Source organism: Actinomyces stomatis (assembly GCF_031292835.1).
GTDB classification, from domain to species: Bacteria; Actinomycetota; Actinomycetes; order Actinomycetales; family Actinomycetaceae; genus Actinomyces; species Actinomyces stomatis.
Map to the genome: position 1 here is coordinate 16,300 of NZ_JASPEP010000011.1, position 21,432 is coordinate 37,731.

19 protein-coding genes are annotated in these 21,432 nt (G+C 69.3%); 18 read left to right on the forward strand and 1 reads right to left on the reverse strand.

Annotated elements, in window-relative coordinates:
- Window positions 1-747 (reverse strand): response regulator transcription factor, encoded by a 747-nt coding sequence (locus RIV12_RS07555; RefSeq protein WP_075417660.1) that lies wholly within the window; start codon window positions 745-747, stop codon window positions 1-3.
- 293 nt (window positions 748-1,040) lie between these two features.
- Here RIV12_RS07555 and RIV12_RS07560 point away from each other — a divergent pair, with 293 nt between their 5' ends.
- From RIV12_RS07560 to RIV12_RS07645, 18 genes are all read left to right on the forward strand, one after another.
- On the forward strand, window positions 1,041-2,393 hold the full coding sequence (locus RIV12_RS07560) for a PAS domain-containing protein (protein ID WP_075417659.1): 1,353 nt from the start codon (window positions 1,041-1,043) through the stop codon (window positions 2,391-2,393).
- A 169-nt stretch (window positions 2,394-2,562) separates the two neighbouring features.
- Entirely contained in the window at window positions 2,563-3,897 is a 1,335-nt protein-coding gene (locus tag RIV12_RS07565) for a PAS domain-containing protein (protein WP_075417658.1), read from the forward strand.
- A gap of 213 nt (window positions 3,898-4,110) precedes the next feature.
- Complete coding sequence (topA, locus tag RIV12_RS07570; RefSeq protein WP_075417657.1) at window positions 4,111-7,056, forward strand: type I DNA topoisomerase; 2,946 nt, start codon at window positions 4,111-4,113, stop codon at window positions 7,054-7,056.
- Window positions 7,057-7,379: 323 nt separating this feature from the next.
- On the forward strand, window positions 7,380-7,997 hold the full coding sequence (locus tag RIV12_RS07575) for a DUF3060 domain-containing protein (RefSeq protein WP_075417656.1): 618 nt from the start codon (window positions 7,380-7,382) through the stop codon (window positions 7,995-7,997).
- A gap of 7 nt (window positions 7,998-8,004) precedes the next feature.
- Window positions 8,005-8,733 carry a response regulator transcription factor gene (locus RIV12_RS07580; protein ID WP_309323026.1) on the forward strand — a complete coding sequence of 243 codons (729 nt, stop codon included), beginning with the start codon at window positions 8,005-8,007 and terminating at the stop codon, window positions 8,731-8,733.
- A complete protein-coding gene (locus RIV12_RS07585) occupies window positions 8,730-9,953 on the forward strand; it encodes a sensor histidine kinase (protein WP_309323027.1) in 1,224 nt (407 codons plus the stop codon). The genes RIV12_RS07580 and RIV12_RS07585 overlap by 4 nt, the downstream gene beginning before the upstream one ends.
- A 118-nt stretch (window positions 9,954-10,071) precedes the next feature.
- The gene (locus RIV12_RS07590; RefSeq protein ID WP_309323028.1) at window positions 10,072-11,313 is read left to right on the forward strand and encodes an OmpA family protein; all 1,242 of its coding nucleotides are present in this window, start codon (window positions 10,072-10,074) and stop codon (window positions 11,311-11,313) included.
- Window positions 11,314-11,386: 73 nt separating this feature from the next.
- On the forward strand, window positions 11,387-12,079 hold the full coding sequence (locus RIV12_RS07595) for a DUF3060 domain-containing protein (RefSeq protein ID WP_309323029.1): 693 nt from the start codon (window positions 11,387-11,389) through the stop codon (window positions 12,077-12,079).
- A gap of 257 nt (window positions 12,080-12,336) precedes the next feature.
- Window positions 12,337-12,738: a GntR family transcriptional regulator gene (locus RIV12_RS07600; RefSeq protein WP_075404776.1), complete on the forward strand. Its 402-nt coding sequence runs from the start codon at window positions 12,337-12,339 to the stop codon at window positions 12,736-12,738.
- A complete protein-coding gene (locus tag RIV12_RS07605; protein WP_309323030.1) occupies window positions 12,735-13,562 on the forward strand; it encodes an ABC transporter ATP-binding protein in 828 nt (275 codons plus the stop codon). Before RIV12_RS07600 ends, RIV12_RS07605 begins: the two co-directional genes overlap by 4 nt.
- Window positions 13,555-14,289: an ABC-2 transporter permease gene (locus RIV12_RS07610; protein ID WP_309323031.1), complete on the forward strand. Its 735-nt coding sequence runs from the start codon at window positions 13,555-13,557 to the stop codon at window positions 14,287-14,289. The genes RIV12_RS07605 and RIV12_RS07610 overlap by 8 nt, the downstream gene beginning before the upstream one ends.
- Before the next feature lie 5 nt (window positions 14,290-14,294).
- A complete protein-coding gene (locus RIV12_RS07615; RefSeq protein ID WP_309323052.1) occupies window positions 14,295-15,011 on the forward strand; it encodes an ABC-2 transporter permease in 717 nt (238 codons plus the stop codon).
- 43 nt (window positions 15,012-15,054) lie between these two features.
- A complete protein-coding gene (locus tag RIV12_RS07620; protein WP_309323032.1) occupies window positions 15,055-15,873 on the forward strand; it encodes an ABC-2 transporter permease in 819 nt (272 codons plus the stop codon).
- Between the two features lie 74 nt (window positions 15,874-15,947).
- Complete coding sequence (locus tag RIV12_RS07625) at window positions 15,948-16,688, forward strand: hypothetical protein (protein WP_309323033.1); 741 nt, start codon at window positions 15,948-15,950, stop codon at window positions 16,686-16,688.
- A 117-nt stretch (window positions 16,689-16,805) separates the two neighbouring features.
- On the forward strand, window positions 16,806-17,615 hold the full coding sequence (gene tmk / locus RIV12_RS07630; protein WP_428978923.1) for a dTMP kinase: 810 nt from the start codon (window positions 16,806-16,808) through the stop codon (window positions 17,613-17,615).
- Window positions 17,612-18,865, forward strand: coding sequence for a DNA polymerase III subunit delta' (locus RIV12_RS07635; RefSeq protein ID WP_309323035.1), 1,254 nt, complete (start codon window positions 17,612-17,614; stop codon window positions 18,863-18,865). The genes tmk and RIV12_RS07635 overlap by 4 nt, the downstream gene beginning before the upstream one ends.
- A gap of 121 nt (window positions 18,866-18,986) precedes the next feature.
- On the forward strand, window positions 18,987-19,571 hold the full coding sequence (locus tag RIV12_RS07640; RefSeq protein WP_075417646.1) for a hypothetical protein: 585 nt from the start codon (window positions 18,987-18,989) through the stop codon (window positions 19,569-19,571).
- 42 nt (window positions 19,572-19,613) lie between these two features.
- A complete protein-coding gene (locus tag RIV12_RS07645; protein ID WP_309323036.1) occupies window positions 19,614-21,311 on the forward strand; it encodes an alpha/beta hydrolase in 1,698 nt (565 codons plus the stop codon).
- Window positions 21,312-21,432 lie beyond the last annotated feature (121 nt).

Here is a 21,432-nt window from a genome sequence, read left to right on the forward strand (position 1 = left end):
TCAGGCGCGCTCGTCCGTGCCGGCGACCGGCTTGAGGACGTATCCGACGCCGCGCATCGTGTGGATCATGGGCTCACGGCCCTTGTCGATCTTGCGGCGCAGGTAGGAGATGTAGAGCTCGACGATATTGGCCTGGCCGCCGAAGTCGTAGTTCCACACCCGGTCCAGGATCTGCGGCTTGGACAGGACCCGGCGGGGGTTGCGCATGAGGTAGCGCAGCAGCTCGAACTCGGTGGCGGTCAGCTGGATCTCGTCGTCACCGCGCCAGACCTCGTGGGAGTCCTCATCCATGCGCAGGTCCCCGACCTCCAGCAGGGATGCGGGCTTCTCCTCACTGGCCCCGGAGCGGCGCAGCAGGGCGCGCAGCCGGGCCACGACCTCCTCCAGGGAGAAGGGCTTGGTGACGTAGTCGTCGCCGCCGGCGGTCAGCCCGGCCACCCGGTCCTCGACGGCGTCCTTGGCCGTCAGGAACAGGACCGGTACATTCGGGTGGTGGCCACGCACCCGACGCATGACCTCCAGGCCGTCGAAGTCGGGCAGCATGATGTCCAGGACGATGACGTCCGGGTCGATCTCCTGGGCGGAGCGGACGGCTGCGATCCCGGTCCCGGCGGTCGTGACCTCCCAACCCTCGTAACGCAGGGCGGAGGCGAGCAGGTCGGCGAGCATCTGCTCGTCGTCGACGACCAGGACGCGTAAGGGGGAGCCATCGGCGCGGGTGAGGTTCTCGGTGGGGGCGTTAGTCACGTCGTCTATTCAACAGGAAGGCGCTGTGCTCGACCACAGCGCAACCTGTGTCTCGACTGTGTTACCGATCTGAGACCGAACGGTGACGCAGTGACGCGAGTGCTGTGACATGCTTATGCGGTCATGCGTCTTGGTTGTTGATCTCCACATTCGTGTGCACCAGAACGTTACTCCGTAGCGTAGCCCCATAGAGAGCGGCCCAGTGGTATCTCAGCCGTCTCCTCATCCAGTGTGTCGCCGCCGGTGAGCCGGCGCCGACCTCATTTCCCTCATACAGCAACAGCAGGAGAGTCATGGAATACGTCGATGGCAACGAGCGCCGCTTCGGTGCCGAGGACCTGTTCTTCTCAACGACGGATACCAAGGGCGTCATTCGCAGAACGAACCGGGTCTTCGATTCGCTGTCCCGTCATAGCGCCGAGGAGCTCGTCGGCTCTCCGCACAACATCATTCGGCATGATGATATGCCCGCTGGAGCCTTCAAGCTCATGTGGGATGAGCTCGAGCAGGGGCGCTCCTCCTGCGTCTACGTGCTCAATCGGGCCAAGGACGGGTTGGACTACTGGGTCTTCGCCACGATCGCCCCGCTGACCGACGGCTACCTGTCCGTGCGTGTGCGCCCGACCAACCACGCCATGTTCACCCCCGTCAAGGAGATCTACGCCCGCGTCCGGGCCGCCGAGCGCGCCTACGCCGAGGAGGGCCACGGACGCCGGGAGGTCGCCGAGCACGGGGCGTCGCTGCTGACTGAGGAGCTGGCGAGGCTCCAGTACCACGACCTGCACAACTTCGCCCGGGCCGCCCTCCCGCGCGAGCTGGCGCTGCTGGTCGTCGAGGGCGTCCGAGTGCCGCCGCGCGCCGAGTCGGACGATCCCATGTTCGCCGTCCTTCAGGCCGTCGGGGCGATCGAGCGGGACACCGACGAGCTCATCTACCAGCTCGGCGAGTACCAGGAGCTCATCAACGGCCTGGGCTCCTGGGCCGGCGGAGTGCGCTCGGTCATTGACCGGGCCAACCGTGTGGGCTCCCTCATGGAGGAGGTGACCAGTCCCGACGGCGAGTCCTCCGTCCCCACTGTCTCCGAGCGCGTCAAGGAGCGCGGGGCTCAGGCCGTCGAGGTGCTCCGTCAGCTCAACTCCTCCCTGGTGGCGCTCTACGAGGCGGCCTCCGAGGTGCGCTTCCGCAGCTCGATGATGCGTCTGCACACCCTCATGGCCGGCATCTTCGCCGCCGCCGTCCTGGACGGTCAGGAGGGGGAGTCCGCTGACGCCATCGGCGACCTCGCCGAGGCGATGCTCTCCGACCTGGAGGAGCTCGTGCCCTCCTGCCAGGAGGCGGCGAACCTGGCCGAGCGCCTGGAGGGCGATCTTCGCTCCGTGGTCAGCAACCTCGACCGTGTCAAGCGGCCCTTCCAGCGCTGGATCCGCGCGCTTCAGGATGAGGGGGCCCAGGCTCTCGTCGAGGGTGTCGACGCCGAGGCCGCCCTGCAGGAGGCCATCGCCGTGGGTGAGCAGGGCTTCCCGGAGACGGCCTCGCTGGCCGAGCTGGCCGCCAAGGCTCGCGGCGTCGTCGTGACCCTGGACGAGTCCGTCATCCGTGAGCGGGTGGCGACGGTCCGCGAGAGTCTGAGCCGCCTGGGGGAGTAGTTGGTGATAATCCACAATATAGATTCCACCTCATTGGTGACAATGTCATAAATAGTCTTCCGCGGGCCCGCGCGTGTCATTAAGGTTTTTCCGGCACTGTGCGAGGAGCTAAGGAAATGGTCCTCGACGAGGTGCTCCCGCGAACCATCTACCATGAAGGAGAGCACCCATGGAATCGCAGGTCGGGTACGAGCGCTTGTTCGATCCACAGGACATCTTCTTTTCCACCACGGACCTCAAAGGTGTTATTAAGAACACCAACCGGACATTCGATACGCTCTCGCGCTACTCGCGTGAACGTCTCATCGGGGCTCCGCACAACATCATTCGTCACCTGGACATGCCGGCCGGCCTCTTCCGCCTCATCTGGGACGATCTGCAGTCCCAGCGTCCGGCCTGCGGCTACATCACCAACCGCGCGGTGGACGGTCTGGACTACCGGGTCTTCGCCACGATCGTGCCGCTGCGTCAGGGGTACCTCTCAGTGCGGATCAAACCGATGGACGCCGTGACCCGGGACAAGGTCGAGGAGGCCTACCGCCGGGTGCGTGCCAAGGAGCGCGATCTCGAGGCCCGGGGCGCCTCGCGCCACCAGCTCGGCGAGTTCGGTGGTCGCGAGCTGGCCGCGGAGCTGACGGCCCTGGGCTTCTCCTCGTTGCACGACATGACGCTGGCGACCCTGCCGCGTGAGGTGGCCGCCCTGGTCAACTCCGGGGTGCGCGTGCCGGCGGTCGCTCCCGAGAGCCTGGGCGCCGTGGCCCGGATCCTCAACACGGTGGCCGCCATGGAGAAGGACACCAACGCCCTGGTCTTCGAGCTCGACGAGTACCTGCGCCTCATCACCACCATGGAGGCCACTCACGACTCCGCTCGGATGGTGGAGGCGCGGGTGGGTCGTATCGGTCAGCTGGTCTCCCACGACGTCGGCAACAGCACCCAGACCAAGACGCAGATGCTCGCCGAGCGGATCGCCGAGCTCACAGGGGCCGCGGGATCGGAGCTGACCGGACTGCCTTCGCGGCTCAAGGTCCTGCACCAGTCGGTCACCGAGCTGCGCTTCTCCGTGGCCCTCATGCGCCTGCTCACCCTCATGGTGGGGCGCTTCGCCCAGTCCATCCTTGACGGCAGCGAGGTGGATGCCGTGCACTCCCTGACGGACCTGTGCGAGGCGCTCGAGTCCGGCTTCCGCGGACTGGACCCCGTGCTGCGGGCCGTGAGCGGTCAGGTCGCTCAGCTCAACGACGCCCTGCACACGGTCACCTCCAGCCTGGACCGCGCGGCTAGGCGCCTGGGTCAGTGGGTCGACCTGCGTGGTGGTGGGGCCGGCTCCTCGGGCTCGCCGGTTGTTGATGAGGTCGCCCAGCTCGCCTCGCGCGGCTTCCCCGAGGTCCGCTCCTTGGCCGAGCTGGCCGCTGAGTGCCGCGGACTGCACCTGCCCTACGACGAGAACATCGCCGCTCAGCGCCTGGCCGCCGTACGCGGTGCCCTGGCCGAGCTCATCTGAGACGAAAGTCGTTTTTCCGAACACTGCCTGGTTGGAAAAGGTGGGTGGTGCGTTACAGTCGGCTGAGAGCCGGCACAGTCCGACTCCCCACCGTCCCCCTTCGTCGGGGCCCGGATCGCCTGGATCGTCATGATCACGCGGAGGTCGCAGGGGCCCGCCGACGTCGTGAACCAGCCGCGGCCAGCCGCGCACCACCCGTGAGGAAGGCTTTACGTGTCCACCAAGCTCGTCATCGTGGAGTCCCCCAACAAGGTGCGCTCCATCGCCGGCTACCTGGGTCCGGAGTTCGACGTCGAGGCCTCCGTGGGGCACATCCGCGACCTGCCACAGCCCTCCGAGCTGCCCGCCACCATGAAGAAGGGGCCCTACGGGAAGTTCGCGGTCGACGTCGAGGACGACTTCACCCCCTACTACGTCGTCAACCCTGACAAGAAGAAGACGGTCGCCCAGCTCAAGAAGGCCCTCAAGGATGCCGACGAGCTCTACCTGGCCACTGACGACGACCGTGAGGGCGAGGCCATCGCCTGGCACCTTCAGCAGGTCCTCAAGCCCAAGGTCCCGGTGCGCCGCATGGTCTTCACCGAGATCACCCGCGAGGCCGTCACCCGGGCCCTGGACAACACCCGCGACCTGGACATCCACCTTGTCGACGCCCAGGAGACCCGCCGCATCCTGGACCGCCTCGTGGGCTACGAGGTCAGCCCGGTCCTGTGGCGCAAGGTCCGCGCCGGTCTGTCCGCCGGGCGCGTCCAGTCGGTGGCCACCCGCCTCGTCGTCGAGCGGGAGCGCGAGCGCATGGCCTTTCGCTCCGCCTCCTACTGGGGAGTGGAGGCCACCTTCTCCACCGTCCTGTCCGCAGTGGACGTCGCCGCCCGCCAGGACGCCTCCTTCACCGCCCGGCTCGTCACCCTCGACGGGCGGCGCGTGGCCACCGGCCGCGACTTCAACGACGACGGCCAGCTGCGTCCCGCCGCGCTCAAGGCCTCCGCCGTCCACCTCCACCAGGTGGGGGCCACCGCGGTGGCCGAGGCCATCGGTCGGGGAGAGCCGCGCGTGGCCGGTGTGGAGGACAAGCCCTACAAGCGCCGCCCGGCGGCACCCTTCACCACCTCCACCCTCCAGCAGGAGGCCTCCCGCAAGCTGCGCATGAACCCGCGCGAGACCATGCGCGTGGCGCAGGGCCTCTACGAGAACGGCTTCATCACCTACATGCGTACCGACTCCACGGTCCTGTCCGGTCAGGCCGTGGCCGCGGCCCGCTCGCAGGTGGCCGAGCTCTACGGGGCCGAGTACGTCCCCGAGCGCCCCCGCGTCTACGCCTCCAAGTCCAAGGGCGCCCAGGAGGCCCACGAGGCGATCCGCCCCGCCGGCGACCACTTCCGCACCCCGGCCCAGGTCTCCGGCGAGCTGACCGGTGCCCAGTTCCGTCTCTACGAGCTCATCTGGAAGCGGACCGTGGCCTCGCAGATGGCCGACGCCGTCGGCTCCACCGCCACCGTGACCGTCGAGGTGCCGCTGACGCCGGCGGCCGGCGAGTCGCGCGACTCGGGCCCCACCTTCTCCACCGCCGGTCTGACGGCGTCGGGCACCGTCATCACCTTCCGCGGCTTCCTGGCCGCCTACGAGGAGGGACGCGACGCCGAGCGCTACCAGGACGACTCCGGCGCCGCCGCCAAGGACTCCAAGGACGTGCGCCTGCCCGCGATGATCTCCGGCCAGGAGCTGGCCCCCCTGGCCGCCGAGGCCGCCGGCCACGAGACCACGCCGCCGCCGCGCTACACCGAGGCATCCCTGGTCAAGGCTCTCGAGGAGCGCGAGATCGGCCGCCCCTCGACCTACGCGGCCACCATGTCCACGATCTCCGACCGCGGCTACGTCGACCACCGCGGCCAGGCCCTGGTGCCCACCTGGCTCGCCTTCGCCGTCACCCGGCTGCTCGAGGAGAACTTCGCCGAGCTCGTCGACTACGACTTCACCGCCTCCATGGAGCGCGACCTGGACCGGATCGCCGCCGGTGAGGAGGACCGGGTCGCCTGGCTGCGGCGCTTCTACAACGGTCAGGGCGGCGCCGTCGCACAGGAGGTCGCCCAGGCCGCCGCCTCGGGTGATCTCGACGCCGCGGCCGCCGCGCTGCGCGCCCACGGTCTCAAGGGCCTGGTGGACAACCTCGGTGAGATCGACGCCCGCGCCGTCAATTCCATCGAGATCGGTGAGGGCATCACCCTGCGGGTGGGGCGTTACGGCCCCTACCTGGAGGACGCCGAGGGCAAGCGCGCCAACGTGCCGGCCGACCTCGCCCCCGACGAGCTGACCGTGGACAAGGCCCGCGAGCTCTTCACCCGTGCCGCCGACGATGGCCGCGAGCTCGGCGTCGACCCGGTCAGCGGACACGTCATCATCGCCAAGGACGGCCGATACGGTCCCTACGTCACCGAGGTCCTGCCAGACCCGGAGGAGACGGCCGGGGCTGAGGCCTCCGCAGCCGCCCAGGCCGGGGAGGCGGCGACCAAGACGGCGAAGGCGGCGAAGTCCACGAAGACGAAGAAGGCGGCCAAACCCAAGCCCCGCACCGCCAGCCTCCTGCGCTCCATGGATCTGTCGACCGTGACGCTGGAGCAGGCCCTGGACCTGCTGAGCCTGCCGCGCGTCGTCGGGCAGGATCCTGAGTCGGGCGAGGACATCACTGCCCAGAACGGCCGCTACGGGCCCTACCTCAAGAAGGGCACGGACTCGCGCTCCCTGGAGACCGAGGAGCAGATCTTCGCCGTGACCCTGGAGCAGGCCCTGGAGATCTTCGCCCAGCCCAAGCGGCGTCGAGGGCAGGCGGCCGCCCGCGGGCCGCTGCGTGAGCTGGGTCAGGACCCGGCCACTGACAAGCCGGTGGTCATCAAGGACGGTCGTTTCGGCCCCTACATCACTGACGGGCAGACCAACGTGACCGTGCCCCGCAGTGAGGACCCGGCCACCATCACCGCCGAGCGGGCCTTCGAGCTGCTCGCGGACAAGCGCGCCAAGGGCCCGGCCAAGAAGCGCACCACGCGCAAGACCACGACGCGCAAGACCGCCGCCAAGAAGACGACGGCGAAGAAGACCACCGCCACCAAGAAGACCGCCGCGAAGACGGCGACGAGCAAGGCGGCTGCTTCGAAGGAGGAGTAAAAGGGGCCGCGGCGGTGGGGCGGACCACCGCCGCCGGTCTCAGCCGGGGACATTCTGCGCGCCGGGGTGCGTCTTCCTCCGGTCGGGGACAGTCCGCGCGTCCGGGGACCGGATTCCTGTCCCCGACGGCGTCGAATGTCCCCGACCGTACGTAAGGGTCCTCGTTGGCGCAGAATGTCCCCACACGCGCAAGCTGGGTGCCCCGTGATCATCGTCGCGGCCTGTGTCGCAGTTCTGCGACAGTACTGCGACGAGGAGGGGACAATCGGCCGGTATTGTATTTTTTGTACAACTCCCCACACGTTTCCTGAGAGGATCCCATCATGCGTCTGCCCAAGATTGTTCTCGCCGGCACTGCTGCTTTGGCCCTGTCCCTGAGTCTGGGCGCCTGCTCCCTGTCCGTCAACGGTTCCGGCTCCGGGGACTCCGGTACGCCGGCCGCCCAGGCCGAGCAGAAGGACTCTCAGGGCGCCGGCTCCAAGGACTCGTCCAAGACCGATGCCAAGGAGGCTGCGACGGCCGACTCCCAGACCTCCTCCGGCGGCTCGGCTCAGGCCCCCGCCGCCTCCAGCAGCAAGGACGGCGATCACGACGACGACAAGGACGGTGACGACGCCCCCATCACGGACGCCACCTGGAAGGACATCCAGAGCAATGGGCAGCGCACCGAGGTCTCCGGCACTTACTCCGTCCAGGGATCCGGAACGACGCTCAACCTGGTCGGCGACCTCGAGAAGCTGACGGTTCAGGGCTCTGACGTCAAGATCGCTGCCGAGGACATCGACGACCTCACCGTCCAGGGCTCCAACGTCACCGTCTACGCCCGCGACATCGACCACCTCAACATCATGGGCTCGGGCGTCACCGTCCACTGGCTGGGCGACGACCCGACGATCCAGGACACCGGTGCCAACAACACCACCGGGAAGCTCAGCCAGTGAGACTGCCGTGACCCAGCCCGCTGCACCGGCTCCGTCCGCCACCGTCCTGCTCGTCGACGACGAGGCCCCCATCCGCCGCTCGCTGGGCCCCTACCTGGAGCGCGGCGGGTGCCGGGTCCTGCTCGCCTCGGACGGGGTGGAGGCCCTGGACCTCCTGGCCTCCTACCAGGTGGACATCATCGTCTCCGACGTCCTCATGCCCAGGATGGACGGGCGGGAGCTGGTGCGGCGGGTCAGGGCCGGTGGGGCCTGGACCCCCATCATCCTGCTCACCCAGGTGGACGCCTCCTATGAGCGGGTCTCGGCCCTGGACGACGGCGCCGACGACTACCTGTCCAAGCCCTTCGACCCCGCCGAGCTCGCCTCCCGGATCCGCGCGGTGCTGCGTCGCACCCGTGGCGTGGCCCAGCCGCTGACCTCCGCCTCCCGGCTCATGGCCGGAGAGCTGCTCCTGGAGCGGACCTCGCGGCGAGTGACCCTGTCGGGGCGCGAGGTGACGCTCACCCCGAAGGCGACGATGCTCCTGGACTACCTCATGAGCCATCCCGGTGAGCTCCACACCCGTGACGACCTGCTGGCCTCCCTGTGGGGCATCGACTTCGCCACCTCGACGCGCGCCGTCGACCACCGTATCCGCGAGATCCGCCAGGCTCTGGGCGACGACGCCGCCCACCCCATCTACATCGAGACGGTTCCCTCCGTCGGCTACCGATTCCGGGCCGAGGTCCGGGCATGAGCCTGTCGCCGATACCACCGTCGCCGCAGCTGCCACCCTCGGTTCCACCGCGCGCGGCGCCCGTGCAGGACGGCCGCACCCGTTACCTGGAGCCGGCGGTGGACACGGGTGGGCCGCGCACCATGCCGGTCACCCGGCCCGCAGCGCAGGGCGCGCCGCCGGTCGGCTACTCGATGGCGGGGGATCCGGTGGGCCGCCAGCAGGCTGCGGCCGAGCCCCAACCCGTCGAGCCCTTGGCCGGAGTCGTCGCCGAAGCCGCCCCGACCCACCTGGACCCCGCGACGAAGAAGCCCCGGCGGATCGCCTGGATCGGATGGGTGCTGGCGGTGGTGGCCGTTGCCGTTGCGGCGGTGGTCTCCTATGCGATCCTCGGACTGGACCCGCTGGTCGTCTCGACGGCGATGCCACTGGTGGTGGCGGAGATCGGGGTCGTTCTGCTGCTGGTTGCCCTGACTGTGACCGTGATTCGCCGCAGGCTGCGCCTGGCGGTGCAGCAGGGGCGACGTCAGGCCCAGGAGGAGGCGTGGTCCCGTCACCAGCAGTTCCTGCGTCGACTGGACCATGAGCTGAAGAATCCGCTGACGGCGGTGCGGGCCGCCGTCGCCGACCTGCCACAGGCCCGGCCCCAGGAGCTGCAGGCCCGGGTCGACGTCGTCGACGCCCAGGCCCGCCGTATGGGGCGCTTGGTGACGGACCTGCGCAAGCTGGCCGACCTGGAGACGGCCGCACTCTCACTGGAGGACGTCGATATCGCCGAGACCGTCCACGACGCCGCCCAGGCGGTCGGTGAGGAGGGGGTGGCGCGTGGCGGCGCACCCAAGATCCGCCTGGATCTGCCCCAGGTGCCGTGGCCGCTGTCGCATGTGCGCGGTGACGGCGACCTGCTGTACTCGGCCGTCTACAACGTCATCTCCAACGCCTCGAAGTACACCCGGCCCGGCGGGACCGTGGAGGTGCGCGGTCGGGAGGAGTCCGGAACCGTCACCATCGAGGTGGCCGACACCGGGATCGGGGTGCCGCAGGCGGACCTGCCGGCGGTGTGGAGCGAGCTGGCCCGGGCCGGCAACGCCCGGGGCCTGCCGGGCTCGGGGCTGGGCCTGGCGCTGGTCTCCACGATCGTGCGCCGCCACGGCGGCAGCGTGCGCATGGCCTCCCGTGAGGGTGTGGGAACCCGCGTCTGGCTGAGCCTGCCCGTGGCGGGCCCATCGGATGCGCCGTGAGCGCATGGCTTGCCGGCGGTCGAGACTGAGGACGCCCCTGTCACCCCACTGGGGCCTGTCGCAGGACTGCGACAGGGTGGGAACCGCGCGGCGACAACGATTCAGTAACGTTCGGGGCATGACGAAAGCACTCATCTCCCTGCCCTCCCTCTCCCTGATCGCCGCCCTCGCGCTGAGCGGGTGCTCCCTGTCCGTCGGAGGCGGTTCATCGTCGCAGGCTCAGAAGTCGCAGACCCAGGTCACCTCGGACTCCGAGGGCTCCGCCGGAACCACGGACGGGGCCGCCGCCTCGGCGACGGGAACGGCGGGCTCCTCGGGGCAGGCCGTTGCCGGCTACGAGCCCGGACAGATCCCCCCGATCCCCATGATCTCGCTGCCCGACCTCAGTCTGCTCACCCAGTCCACCGGAGTCTTCACCCCGGACCTCACGCGCTCCATCACCTCCCAGCCCGGCGTTACCGTCAGGCCCGCCCGCTGCGACGCGAGCGGATCGCTCGTCTCCGGCTCGACGGTCCTGGGCGGCGACGGCTCGATGACCACGAGCTCGGGATCCACCTCGGTCACCAACAACGGTGACGGCTCGGGAACCTTCAGCGACGGCAAGGTCTCCATCACCAACAACGGTGACGGCTCAGGGACCTACTCCGACGGCAAGGTCTCCATCACTGTCAACGGTGACGGCTCGGGCACCTACAGCGACGGTCACGTCTCGGTCACTGTCAACGGTGACGGCTCAGGGACCTACAGCGACTCCTCCACCGGTGAGTCCATCACCCTCAACGGTGACGGCTCAGGGACCTACAGCAACGGCAAGGTCTCCATCACCAACAACGGTGACGGCTCGGGAACCTACTCCGATGGCAAGGTCTCCATCACCAACCTCGGTGACGGCAGCGCCATCGTCGACGGCTCCTCGATCTCCGCCAAGCCGGTCCCCAAGGCCGGCAAGGTCGGTACCTTCCCCTCCATCGACGCCGCCAAGCCGGTGCAGTCCTGCGGCACCGTCATCACCCTGGAGGACAGCGTCCTGTTCGACTTCGGCTCATCCGACCTGCGCTCCGACGCCTCGACCACCCTGACCAACCTGGCCACCGTCCTCAAGGACTCCAAGGCCCCCAAGGTCCAGGTGCAGGGCCACACCGACTCCGTCTCCGACGACGCCTCCAACCAGACCCTCTCCGAGCAGCGGGCGCAGGCCGTCTCAAGCGCCCTGAAGTCCGACGGCGTCACCGCCTCGATCGAATCCGTCGGCTTCGGCGAGACCAAGCCGGTAGCCCCCAACGAGAACCCCGACGGCTCCGACAACCCCGGCGGTCGCCGCCTCAACCGCCGCGTCGAGGTCTTCGTCCCGACCTTCTGAACCGTCCGACCACCAGGTCGGCTCGTCATATCGCCCGCTCACCCACACCGCATCTGAATACCGGAGAAGAACCATGTCCCCGACCACTCATCCCCTCCGTCCCCGTCGTACGGCCGCCGTCATCCTCGTGGCCCTGTCCCTGGCCGGCATCAGCGCCTGCTCCATCTCCGTCGGCGGAGGCTCGTCCGACCAGGAGACCGCCGCAGCAGCGGGCCAGGAGGAATCGGCCCCGAAGCAGTCGGCGGCCGCCTCCCAGGCTACGACGGCGACAACCGACTCCCAGGCCACGACGGCGACAACCGACTCCCAGGCGCCCCGATCGGAGACCGCTGCGCCGAGTGCCCAGGAACAAACCTCGCCTACCACCGTCGGTTCCAGCGCCCCCGCGGCCAGCGCCCAGCCCGCAAGCGGTGACCGTCCCGGTGCTCGGGCGACCCTCACCGACAGCGACTGGCTGAGCGACCTCGAGTTCGTGGACCGGACCGTCTCGGCGAACCCGTCCATGCTCCTGGACAAGTCCAACGACGACGTCCGCGTCGAGGGTGACGTGGATAGCCTCAGTGTCACCGCCAGCAACACGAAGGTCTTCGTCGACTACGTCGGCCTGCTGACCGTCTCCGGCAGCAACGTGACTGTCTACGTCAAGGACGTCGATCGCGTCGTCATCAAGGGAAGCGGCGCGGAGGTGGTCTGGGCCGGCAACACCCCGAAGGTGGAGGATTTCGGGACCAACACCGAGACCCGTCTCCAGGGAAGCGGGGACTGATCCCGGCCCCGTCCCGCCTTCCCCGTCCGGTGCCGTGGCGGCAGTCCACAGCGAGTAGTGGTGGCGTCTGAAGGGCGCGGTGACCGGACCTGCTTCTGAACCCGGCGACTGGGCCTGCTTCTGGGGCCAGTCGCCGGGGCCGTCTCTGATCCGAGGCGACCTCTGGCCGCCGGTGTCCCATGCCGTATGCGGGCGAACAGCACTTGACTCCGTAGTGCACCTACTGTCTATAGTGTGCATGTACGGAAGGAGTTGCTATGCCGCTCTCGGTCGTCCTGTCCAACACGGCGGGAGTTCCCATCTACGAGCAGATCGCCCAGCAGGTCAGGGACGCGATCCTGACGGGCCAGGTGGAGGCCGACGAGATGCTGCCCTCAATCCGGGCTCTGGCCCGGGACCTGCGTGTCAGCGTCATCACCACCACCCGCGCCTACTCCGACCTCGTCACTGACGGCTTCCTGGCCAACGTTCCCGGCAAGGGCTACTTCGTCCTGCCCCGGGACTCCGAGCTGGTGCGCGAGCAGGTGCTGCGGGAGGTCGAGGAGCACCTCGACCGCGCTGTGGAGCGCGCGCGCCTGGCCCAGCTCAGTGACGAGGAGCTCCACACCATGCTTCAGACCATCATCACCACCTCCACCACCTCCAAGGACAAGAAGTGAACCCTGTCGAGATCTCCCACCTGACGAAGCACTACCCGGACTTCAGCCTCAGTGATGTCACCTTCTCCGTTCCCGCCGGCTACGTGACAGGTTTCGTCGGGGCCAACGGCTCGGGGAAGACCACCACCATCAAGGCCGCCCTGGGCATGATCCACCCCGATGCCGGCTCGGCCACCACCCTGGGCCATGAGCGCATCGGCGTCGTCTTCGATGCCCCGCCCTACAACCCCGAATGGCGCCTGAAGGACCTGGGCCGTGGCATCGGGCGCTTCTACCCCACCTGGTCCCAGGAGCGCTACGACGCCGAGCTCCAGGCCGCGGGCCTCAACCCCGCCAAGAAGGTCAAGGAGCTCAGCCGGGGCATGGGCATGCGCCTGCAGATGGCGGTGGCCCTGGCCCACAATCCTGAGCTGCTCATCCTCGACGAGCCCACTGGCGGACTGGACCCCCTGGCCCGAGCCGAGATAGTGGACATGCTCGCCCAGTTCATGGTGGAGGAGGGTCACACCATCCTGTTCTCCACCCACATCACCTCCGACCTCGATCGGCTGGCCGACTACCTGGTCATCCTCAGCCGGGGCAGGGTCGTGGCCAATGGCACCGCCGAGGAGATCATCGGCTCCTTCCGACTCGTGCGCGGCACCCCCGAGCACCTGACCGACGCCGTGCGCCAGGCCAGCCTTGGGCTGCGCAGCACCTCGCTGGGCTGGGAGGCCATGATGCCGGCCGACACCGCCGAGGCACTGGCTGACCGCATCGTCGTCGAGGCTCCCACCATCGAGGACCTCGCCGTGCACATCGCCAAGGAGGCGGGCCGTGAATGACCTCATGACCGCGGATCGACGCGAGCACCCCGCCGAGGCAGCCGCGGTGGCCGAGGTGCCGGCCGGCCCGATGACGAGGGGTGCCGCGACCGGGCCCGGGCGGGGCGGTCGGGTGCTCTCGCTGGTGCGGTTGCACCTTCTGAGCCTGCGAGGTCCTCTGCCCTCCCTCCTCGGCCTTCTCCTCATTATGGGCGCCGTCAGCATCGTCTCCGGAAGTATCGTCCCGGTCAGCGGATTCCTCACGGGGACCGCCCTGGCCGGGGGCCTAACGGGAGTGATCGCCGAGCGCTCCGGCATCAACCGTCTGCTGGCCTCTCTGCCCGTCTCCCGGGCCGAGGTCATCGATTCCTACTGGGCGGTCGCGGCGCTGTCCGTCCTGGCCGCCTCGGCCCTCTACGCGGCCATAGGCCTCCCCCTGGGTGTGCTCCCGGGTGAGCTGCTCGACGTTCCCCTTGTCCTCATCACGGGGCAGGCCCTGGGAATTCCCGTGTTCCTGCACTTCGGGCGTGGGCGTGGCCTGCACGTCTGGGTGATCGCGATCCACGTCTGGGTGATCGCGATCGGGGTCCTGGCGGGGTTGGGTGCGCTGGTGCTCAGCTTCAGGCCGATCCGGGACCTTGCACTGCGGACGACGACGGGCCACTGCCTGCTCCTGGCCCTGGGCGCCTGCGCCCTCGTCGGCCTGTGGGCGCTGAGCCGCCGCCTCTACCTCGGGCAGGACCAGTGAGCGTCATGATGATGGGGACGACGAGGGCGGTGTCGGTGAGAGGGTGGCGTATCGGAGAGACTGCGCCGACTGGGCAGTCCGACCCCGGAAGCGGCAGCGGCGAGATGGCGCGCGCCAGGGTGGAGGCGGTGCTGCGACTCGACCTCATCGTGCTGCGCCGTCGTGGTCCGCTGCTCCTCCTGCCCCTGTCGCTCGCGCTGTTCATCACTATGGACGTCCTGGTCGGCCGTCTGCAGACGACGGTGATGATGGGGGTCGCCCTGGGACTGTGCGCCCAGTACGCCCAGAGTGCCGTCGAGGCGGCTCACCGCATGGAGCGCCTCTACGGAGCACTGCCGCTGCGGCGCAGCGAGATGGTCGCTGCCCGCTGGGTCGAAGGGCTCGCCCTGGCGCTCCTCTCCTGCCTGGTCTGCGTACCGGTGGCCGCTCTCACCGGTGACTGGGGTGGCCTCATGGCCGGCCTGGTCGTCATCTGCCTGTCCGTGGCCCTCGGGCTGCCCCTGTTCCTGTGCCTGGCCCCGGAGAGGGCCCTGTGGGTGTGGGGGCTGTGCCTGGGGGTGGGAGCCGGCGCCCTCTACGGCGGCACTCCGCTGCTGGCAGGACCTGTGACTGAGGTGCTGCGCGAGCCGGTACCCGCGGTACTGGCTGCCCTGTCCTGCCCCGCCCTCCTGGGCGCCTCCCTGGTGGTGGCCCTCCGCTGGTACGGGCGCCAGGACCACTGAGGCCCGGCCGAGGAAGAAGCAAGAAGAAGTAAGGAGACCGACCATGCCCGAGTCCACGCCCATGTCCGTGTCCGTTGTGCCTGCCGCACGGGCTGTATCCACCGTGCCCGCTGCCCCCGAGTCATCCGGCGCTCGCGTTCCCGGCGCGTCTGCGGCGGTACGGGGGGCGGGAGCCCTGACCCGGTGGGAGGCGATGCGCGCCGTGATGCGCCTGGAGCTGATCAGCTGGAATCAGGTGTACCTGACGACGATGATAGGGCTGATCCTCATCGCGCAGGCCGGTATTACCGCGCACCGCTGGCTGGGGGTAGTGCTCCCGCTTCCGCTGGTGCTCGTCCTGGCGATCTTCCCACCCTTCCTCCTCCTGACCCTGTGCGGGTTGGTGTGCCTGACCCTGTGGGATCCCTCGCGCTCCTCAGGGGCCCTACGGCTCTACGGGGCATTGCCCGTGACCCGCTCGGAGGTGCTTGCCGGCCACTACCTGCTCAGCCTGGCCTACGGAGGTGTCTCAGTCCTCCTGGCCGCCATCCATCTCCTCGGGGCCCTCGGCGCCGCCGATCCCCTGGTCTGGGCGATCGTGCTGGCGTGGGTGGTGGCAGTGCTGGGGATCTGCGCAGTGATGTTCCCGGTGCTCGCCAGGTACCGCAGCCCCCTCACGGGGATCGTGGTCATGATGCTGGTGATCGCAGTCCTGGGCCTGCTCGGCGGGTTCGTCAAGGGCTCCGAGGCGGTATCCCTGACCGCCGCCTCCCAGTCCGGGATGCTCCTGGCCCTGACGGCCCTGCTCCTCGTGCTCGTTCCAGCGGGACTGGGCGTCTCCTGGATGATCTGCCGCCGCATCTACACCCGGCAGGACCACTGAGGATCTGGCGATGTGGGTGGGACGCGCTGTTGACGGTTGATCAGGAACATAGAGTCACGAAGAAGGACATGATCATGAGTGAGTCCACTGCCGTGCGCCCAGCCGACGCGCCTGCGGCGTCGGGGAGTCGTGGGGCCGGCGCCCTGACCCGGTGGGAGACGGTGCGCGCCGTCATGCGTCTGGAGCTGCTCTTCACCTGGAGGCGACGGGATACCGTGGCGCTGCTGGGGCTGTGCGCGCTCGGTGCCCTGGGGGCGGCCGTGCCCGGAGTGAGGGGGTGGCTGGGGCCCTTCTCCCCGGACAAGCTGGTGTACTACCTGCTAGCCGCGGTGTTGATGGTGGGCCTGATGCTATGGCGGCCCTCTCGTGAGGCCCGGATGCGCCAGCTCTACGGGGCACTGCCCGTTACCCGTCTTGATGTCCTGGCTGCCCGCTACCTCCTGCTCGCGGTCGGCTGGGCGATCATGCTCCTCGGGGAAACAGCAGTGGTCCTGGCAATGGGTGGGTTATCGAACGACACCGTGGGCCGGCACCTCACGTATCTGTTCCTCATCGGGCTGATCGCCGCGGTGGGGCCTGTCCTGCTCGTCGCGTATGGCGTAATCACCTCCCTGCCCGCGCTCATCATGTGGGGCCTGGCTGTTTGCCTCCTTGTTGCAGGGCCCGCGGTCATCGGGGTGCTGATCGCACTGGAGGCCATGCCCCAGCAGGTGGTGCTGGCCGGCGGGCTCGGGCTCATCGCCGCGCTCTCCGCAGTGGGGCTGGGCGCCTCCTGGTGGGGCTGCCGCTACATCTACCTCAGGCAGGATCACTGAGGGAGCCGCCTGAGAGCGTCAGAGGTGGCGGGCGGCAATGACGTCGTCTCGCGGAAAGGGCGTCGCCTCGCCCAGTGCGCTCGCCGGCGACCAGTCAACGCTCCCGGGGCCTTCCCCATGGACCGTTACCCTGGGCCCGTGACCACCGCTGCCCCGCCCGCTGCTCCCGGCGCCCCCGTTCCGCCTACGCCCAGCCCCGGTCTGTTCATCTCCTTCGAGGGAGGCGACGGCGTCGGCAAGACGACGCAGATCCGCATCCTCGCCGACCTCCTGGCCGCAGCGGATGTCGACCACATCCTCACCCGTGAGCCGGGCGGCACGGAGCTCGGCGTCGAGATCCGCCGCCTCCTCCTGCACGGCGGGCACGTCGCCCCGCGCGCCGAGGCCCTCCTGTACGCCGCCGACCGCGCCCACCACATCGCCACCCGCGTGAGGCCCGCCCTCGAGCGCGGCGCCGTCGTCCTGGCCGACCGCTACCTCGACTCCTCGGTCGCCTACCAAGGGGCAGCCCGTTCGCTCGGCCCCCAGGAGGTCCGCGACCTCTCCCTGTGGGCCACCGAGGGCCTCCTGCCGGACCTGACCATCCTGCTCGACGGCGACCCCGCCCTGGCCGAGCGGCGCACCGCCGGTCGCGGCGCCAAGGACCGCCTCGAGCAGGAGGGGGACGCCTTCCGCACCTCCCTGCGCCGGCAGTTCCTCACCCTGGCCCAGGCCGAGCCCGAACGCTTCGTCGTCGTCGACGCCGATCGGCCCGTCGACCAGGTGGCCGACGACGTCATTGAGGCCGTTGTCGCCGTGGTGCGCCGTCACGGTGTTCACCTCGCCCACGGCGGGGCCCACCAGGGCGTGCTCCTCGGCCTGGAGGCCTTCGTGGAGGCCGCCGCCCGCCGCAGTGCCGCAGAGCCGGACGAGGAGGCGCGCTCATGAGTGTGTGGGAGGACGTCGTCGGCCAGGAGAGCGCTGTGGCAGCCTTCACCGCCGCTGCCCAGGCCGCCCGCCAGGCCGCTGAGCAGCGCGAGGCGCAGGCCGCCGCCGGAGACGCCCCCGAGGCCGTGCGAGGCGGGGGAGCGGGCTCAGGAGCGACATCGCCGGTCGGGCTCGCCATGACCCACGCCTGGCTGGTGACCGGCCCGCCCGGCTCGGGCCGCTCGAATGCCGCCCGAGCCTTCGCCGCCGCCCTGCAGTGCACCGGTCCCGTGCCCGGCTGTGGGCAGTGCAAGCCCTGCCGTGACGTCATGGCCGGATCCCACCCCGACGTCGTGCGCCTGACCACCGAGAAGCTCATCATCACCATGGAGGAGGTCAAGACCCTCATCGGCGAGGCTCAGCGCCGCCCCTGGACCGGACGCTGGCGCGTCATCCTCGTCGAGGACGCCGACCGCATGGCCGAGCGCACCACCAATGTCCTGCTCAAGTCCATCGAGGAGCCCCCGCCCCAGACCGTCTGGCTGCTGTGCACCCCCAGCGCCGACGACGTCCTGCCCACCATCCGCTCCCGCTGCCGCCTGGTGACGCTGCGGATCCCGCCGGCCGACGCCGTCGCCGAGCTCCTCGTGCGCCGAGACGGCGCCGACCCCGAGCTGGCCGCCCGAGCCGCCCGGGCCAGCCAGTCGCATATCGGGCTCGCCCGCCATCTGGCCACCGACGCCGGCGCCTGGGACCGCCGCCGCCGTCTCCTGCTCGCCCCGGTCTCGCTGCGCAGCGTCGGTGACGCCGTCCTGGCCGCCGCCTCCCTGGTCGATGCCGCCGAGTCCGAGGCCAAGGAGGCCACCGCCGAGCGCGACGCCCGCGAGAAGGCCGAGCTCACCCGCGCCCTCGGCCTGGAGAGCGACGGGAAGATCCCGGCGGCCCTGCGAGCCCAGATCCGTCAGCTCGAGGAGGACCAGAAGCGCCGCGCCAAGCGCGCCCGCACCGACGTCCTGGACCGGGCCATGATCGACCTGCTGTCCTTCTACCGCGACGTCCTGACCACCCAGATGGGCAGCGACGTCGAGCGCGTCAACCTCGACCTGGCCGACGCCGTCGACCAGGCCGCCCGCACGACCAGCCCCGAGCAGTCCCTGGCCCGCATCGGGGCCATCGAGGAGTGCCGCAGCCGCCTGCGCTCCAACGCCGCCCCCCTGCTGGCCGTCGAGGCGCTCATGGTGCAGCTGCGCCCCCAGGCCGAAGGACGGTGAGCCCCCCCCTGCCCCATCCGACCTGTGATGTGGCGTGAGGTGTCCTCCGTAGGGCCGGAGCACCGGCCGACGCAACCTCCAAAACCAAGACGGCCACGGCCGGGTGTGCAAGAGTCGTGACATGACCGTGACACAGTCAGGGGCCGAAAGCGGTGGCCGCGCCGCTCGGTTCGAGCCGATCATCCGTAGGTCGAGCCCGCAGGAGCGAGTCATCGCCTGGGGGCTCATCGCCGTCGGCGCCCTGGGCGTGGCCATCGGGGCGGCGATCATGACCTACGCGCAGTACCGGGGGATGCTCGCCTGCTTCGCCGCGGCGGCACTGTGCCTCCTCATGGGGTACCTGACCCTGCGGCCGCGGACCGTCTTCGACCGAACCGGTATCCACAGCAGGACGCTGCTGCGCTCCTACGACGTCGCCTGGCCCGGCTCCCGGGACGACTTCGTCATCGCTCGAGACCCCCGAACTGCTCGTCCCATCCGCGGCGCAGGCCCGAGCGTGCAGGCGACAGTGCGCAGCGAGGCAGGCACGGTGGCGCTGGGAGGAATGAGTACTCGGGCGCTCACCGAGGCCCGGGCTCACTACCTCATGGAGGAGGAGCTCGATCGGATATGGGCCTGGGCCGTGTCCTGGGGGCTCGTGCATTGCGAGGATCCGCAGGACGATGGGGCTCGCGGGGGAGAGAGCAACGGTCCATCTCATCCCTGAGAGGGATCACACACTGACCGATCGGTTCATACCATCTTCGGTATGGAAACGATAACGAGAACGAAGCATCATCCAAGGAATTGCTCCGATCGGTCCTTGCTCCCGGTTGTGGACAAAGGGGGACGATCCGGAGGCCTCCGGCATCGTCGGGTGTCTGCTGGGGCGCTGGCTGCTGTGGCGGGTGTGTGCCTGGCGGTGGGGGCCGGCGTGGTTCCTGCGGCTGCGGTGCCTGCTGCGGGGCCGGCTCCGGCAGCCTCTTCCAATTCCAAGGCTGCGGTGCCCAAGGGGCTGGAGTCCTTCTATGGTCAGAAGGTCGAGTGGTATGACTGCGTGGCCACTGCCGGGGTGGAGAAGTCGGCTGATAAGACTGGTTTTCAGTGCGCCAAGGTCACAGTGCCGTTGGACTACTCCCAGCCGGATGGGCAGACCATTGAGATCGCGATGAAGAAGCACCTGGCCACCGGCTCGACGCGCCAGGGCACCCTCTTCATGAACCCCGGCGGCCCCGGTGGGTCCGGGGTGGACAGCGTTGGCGTCATGGCGACGACGACCTTCGCCGGCGTGCAGAGCGCCTACGACATCATCGGCTTCGACCCCCGCGGCGTCGGTGCCTCCACCGCCATCACCTGCACCTCCGACACCGAGGTGAAGGCCATGGCGGGGGCCGCTCCAGTCAACGCCGCAGCCAGCGCCACGACATTCGAGCAGCGGGCCGCCGCCATCTCCACGCAGTTCAAGCAGTTGGAGGCCAGTTGTGCGGCGAACACCAAGCCGGCCGGGCTGCTCGACCATGTGGACACCGTCTCGGTGGCCCGAGACCTTGATGTTCTGCGGGCGCTGTCCGGGGACCAGAAGCTCAACTACGCGGGCTTCTCCTACGGCACCTACCTGGGGGCTCACTACGCCGAGCTCTTCCCCGCCAACACCGGCCGCATGTTCCTCGACGGCGCCATGGACCCCAGCCTGACCTACAGCGAACGCAGGCAGGGGCAGGCCCTGGGCTTCGAACGGGCGCTGCGCAACTACGTCGCCTGGTGCCAGTCGGGGCAGAGCTGCCCCCTGTCCGGTGATGTCGACGCGGGCGTCCAGCAGATCGGGGACATCTTCACCTCGGCCAACCAGTCGCCCGTGCCCTCCTCGGACCCGAACCGTCCGGTCACGGGCGAGGAGATGAAGCAGGTCGTGGGGCTCCTGCTCTATTCTCCGGAAGCTGCTTGGGGCACCGTGAATGAAGCCCTGGGACAGGTCATCAACCAGCACGACGCCTCGACCTTCAGGACCATCGTGGACCAGCTCACCGCTCACCCGCTGGTCAACATGGGTGCGACGGTCGGCATCAACTGCCTGGACTATCGGGTCGAGGGCGACATGGCCGCCTGGACGGCGCAGAGCAAGGAGCTGGAGAGAATCGCTCCCCGCTTCGCCACCATCTCGGAGGCCGGTGACCTCGGCTGCCAGGCCTGGGGGCATACCGGCACCCAGCCGCCCAAGGCGCTCCACGCCAAGGGAGCCGCACCGATCCTCGTGATCGGGACGACCGGCGACCCGGCCACTCCGCACGAGTGGGCCGTGGCCCTGTCCGATCAGCTGGAGTCCGGCCAGCTCCTCACCTGGGAGGGCAACGGGCACGCGGCCTACTCGAATCCCGGGCATGGCCCCTGCGTCACCCAGGCGGTCGACACCTACCTGCTCACCGGCACCATGCCCAAGAAGGGGCTGACGTGCCACGGCACGGAGTGAGCCCTCGAGGAACCGCCGCCCTCTTGCAGGTTCCGCACTGAGGATCGTCAAGGAGTGCTGCGGATGCTCATCACCGTGGTTGGGACGCTGGAGTCAAGCGCCCCAACCACGGTTCTTTTTC

Bases quoted from the DNA above. Each gene is read 5' to 3' on its own strand.
- RIV12_RS07560 (WP_075417659.1), top strand. From the start codon at position 1,041: ATGGAATACGTCGATGGCAACGAGCGCCGCTTCGGTGCCGAGGACCTG.
- RIV12_RS07565 (WP_075417658.1), top strand. From the start codon at position 2,563: ATGGAATCGCAGGTCGGGTACGAGCGCTTGTTCGATCCACAGGACATC.
- RIV12_RS07575 (WP_075417656.1), top strand. From the start codon at position 7,380: ATGCGTCTGCCCAAGATTGTTCTCGCCGGCACTGCTGCTTTGGCCCTG.
- RIV12_RS07585 (WP_309323027.1), top strand. From the start codon at position 8,730: ATGAGCCTGTCGCCGATACCACCGTCGCCGCAGCTGCCACCCTCGGTT.
- RIV12_RS07590 (WP_309323028.1), top strand. From the start codon at position 10,072: ATGACGAAAGCACTCATCTCCCTGCCCTCCCTCTCCCTGATCGCCGCC.
- RIV12_RS07595 (WP_309323029.1), top strand. From the start codon at position 11,387: ATGTCCCCGACCACTCATCCCCTCCGTCCCCGTCGTACGGCCGCCGTC.
- RIV12_RS07600 (WP_075404776.1), top strand. From the start codon at position 12,337: ATGCCGCTCTCGGTCGTCCTGTCCAACACGGCGGGAGTTCCCATCTAC.
- RIV12_RS07615 (WP_309323052.1), top strand. From the start codon at position 14,295: ATGATGATGGGGACGACGAGGGCGGTGTCGGTGAGAGGGTGGCGTATC.
- RIV12_RS07620 (WP_309323032.1), top strand. From the start codon at position 15,055: ATGCCCGAGTCCACGCCCATGTCCGTGTCCGTTGTGCCTGCCGCACGG.
- RIV12_RS07625 (WP_309323033.1), top strand. From the start codon at position 15,948: ATGAGTGAGTCCACTGCCGTGCGCCCAGCCGACGCGCCTGCGGCGTCG.
- tmk (WP_428978923.1), top strand. From the start codon at position 16,806: ATGGACCGTTACCCTGGGCCCGTGACCACCGCTGCCCCGCCCGCTGCT.
- RIV12_RS07635 (WP_309323035.1), top strand. From the start codon at position 17,612: ATGAGTGTGTGGGAGGACGTCGTCGGCCAGGAGAGCGCTGTGGCAGCC.
- RIV12_RS07640 (WP_075417646.1), top strand. From the start codon at position 18,987: ATGACCGTGACACAGTCAGGGGCCGAAAGCGGTGGCCGCGCCGCTCGG.
- RIV12_RS07645 (WP_309323036.1), top strand. From the start codon at position 19,614: ATGGAAACGATAACGAGAACGAAGCATCATCCAAGGAATTGCTCCGAT.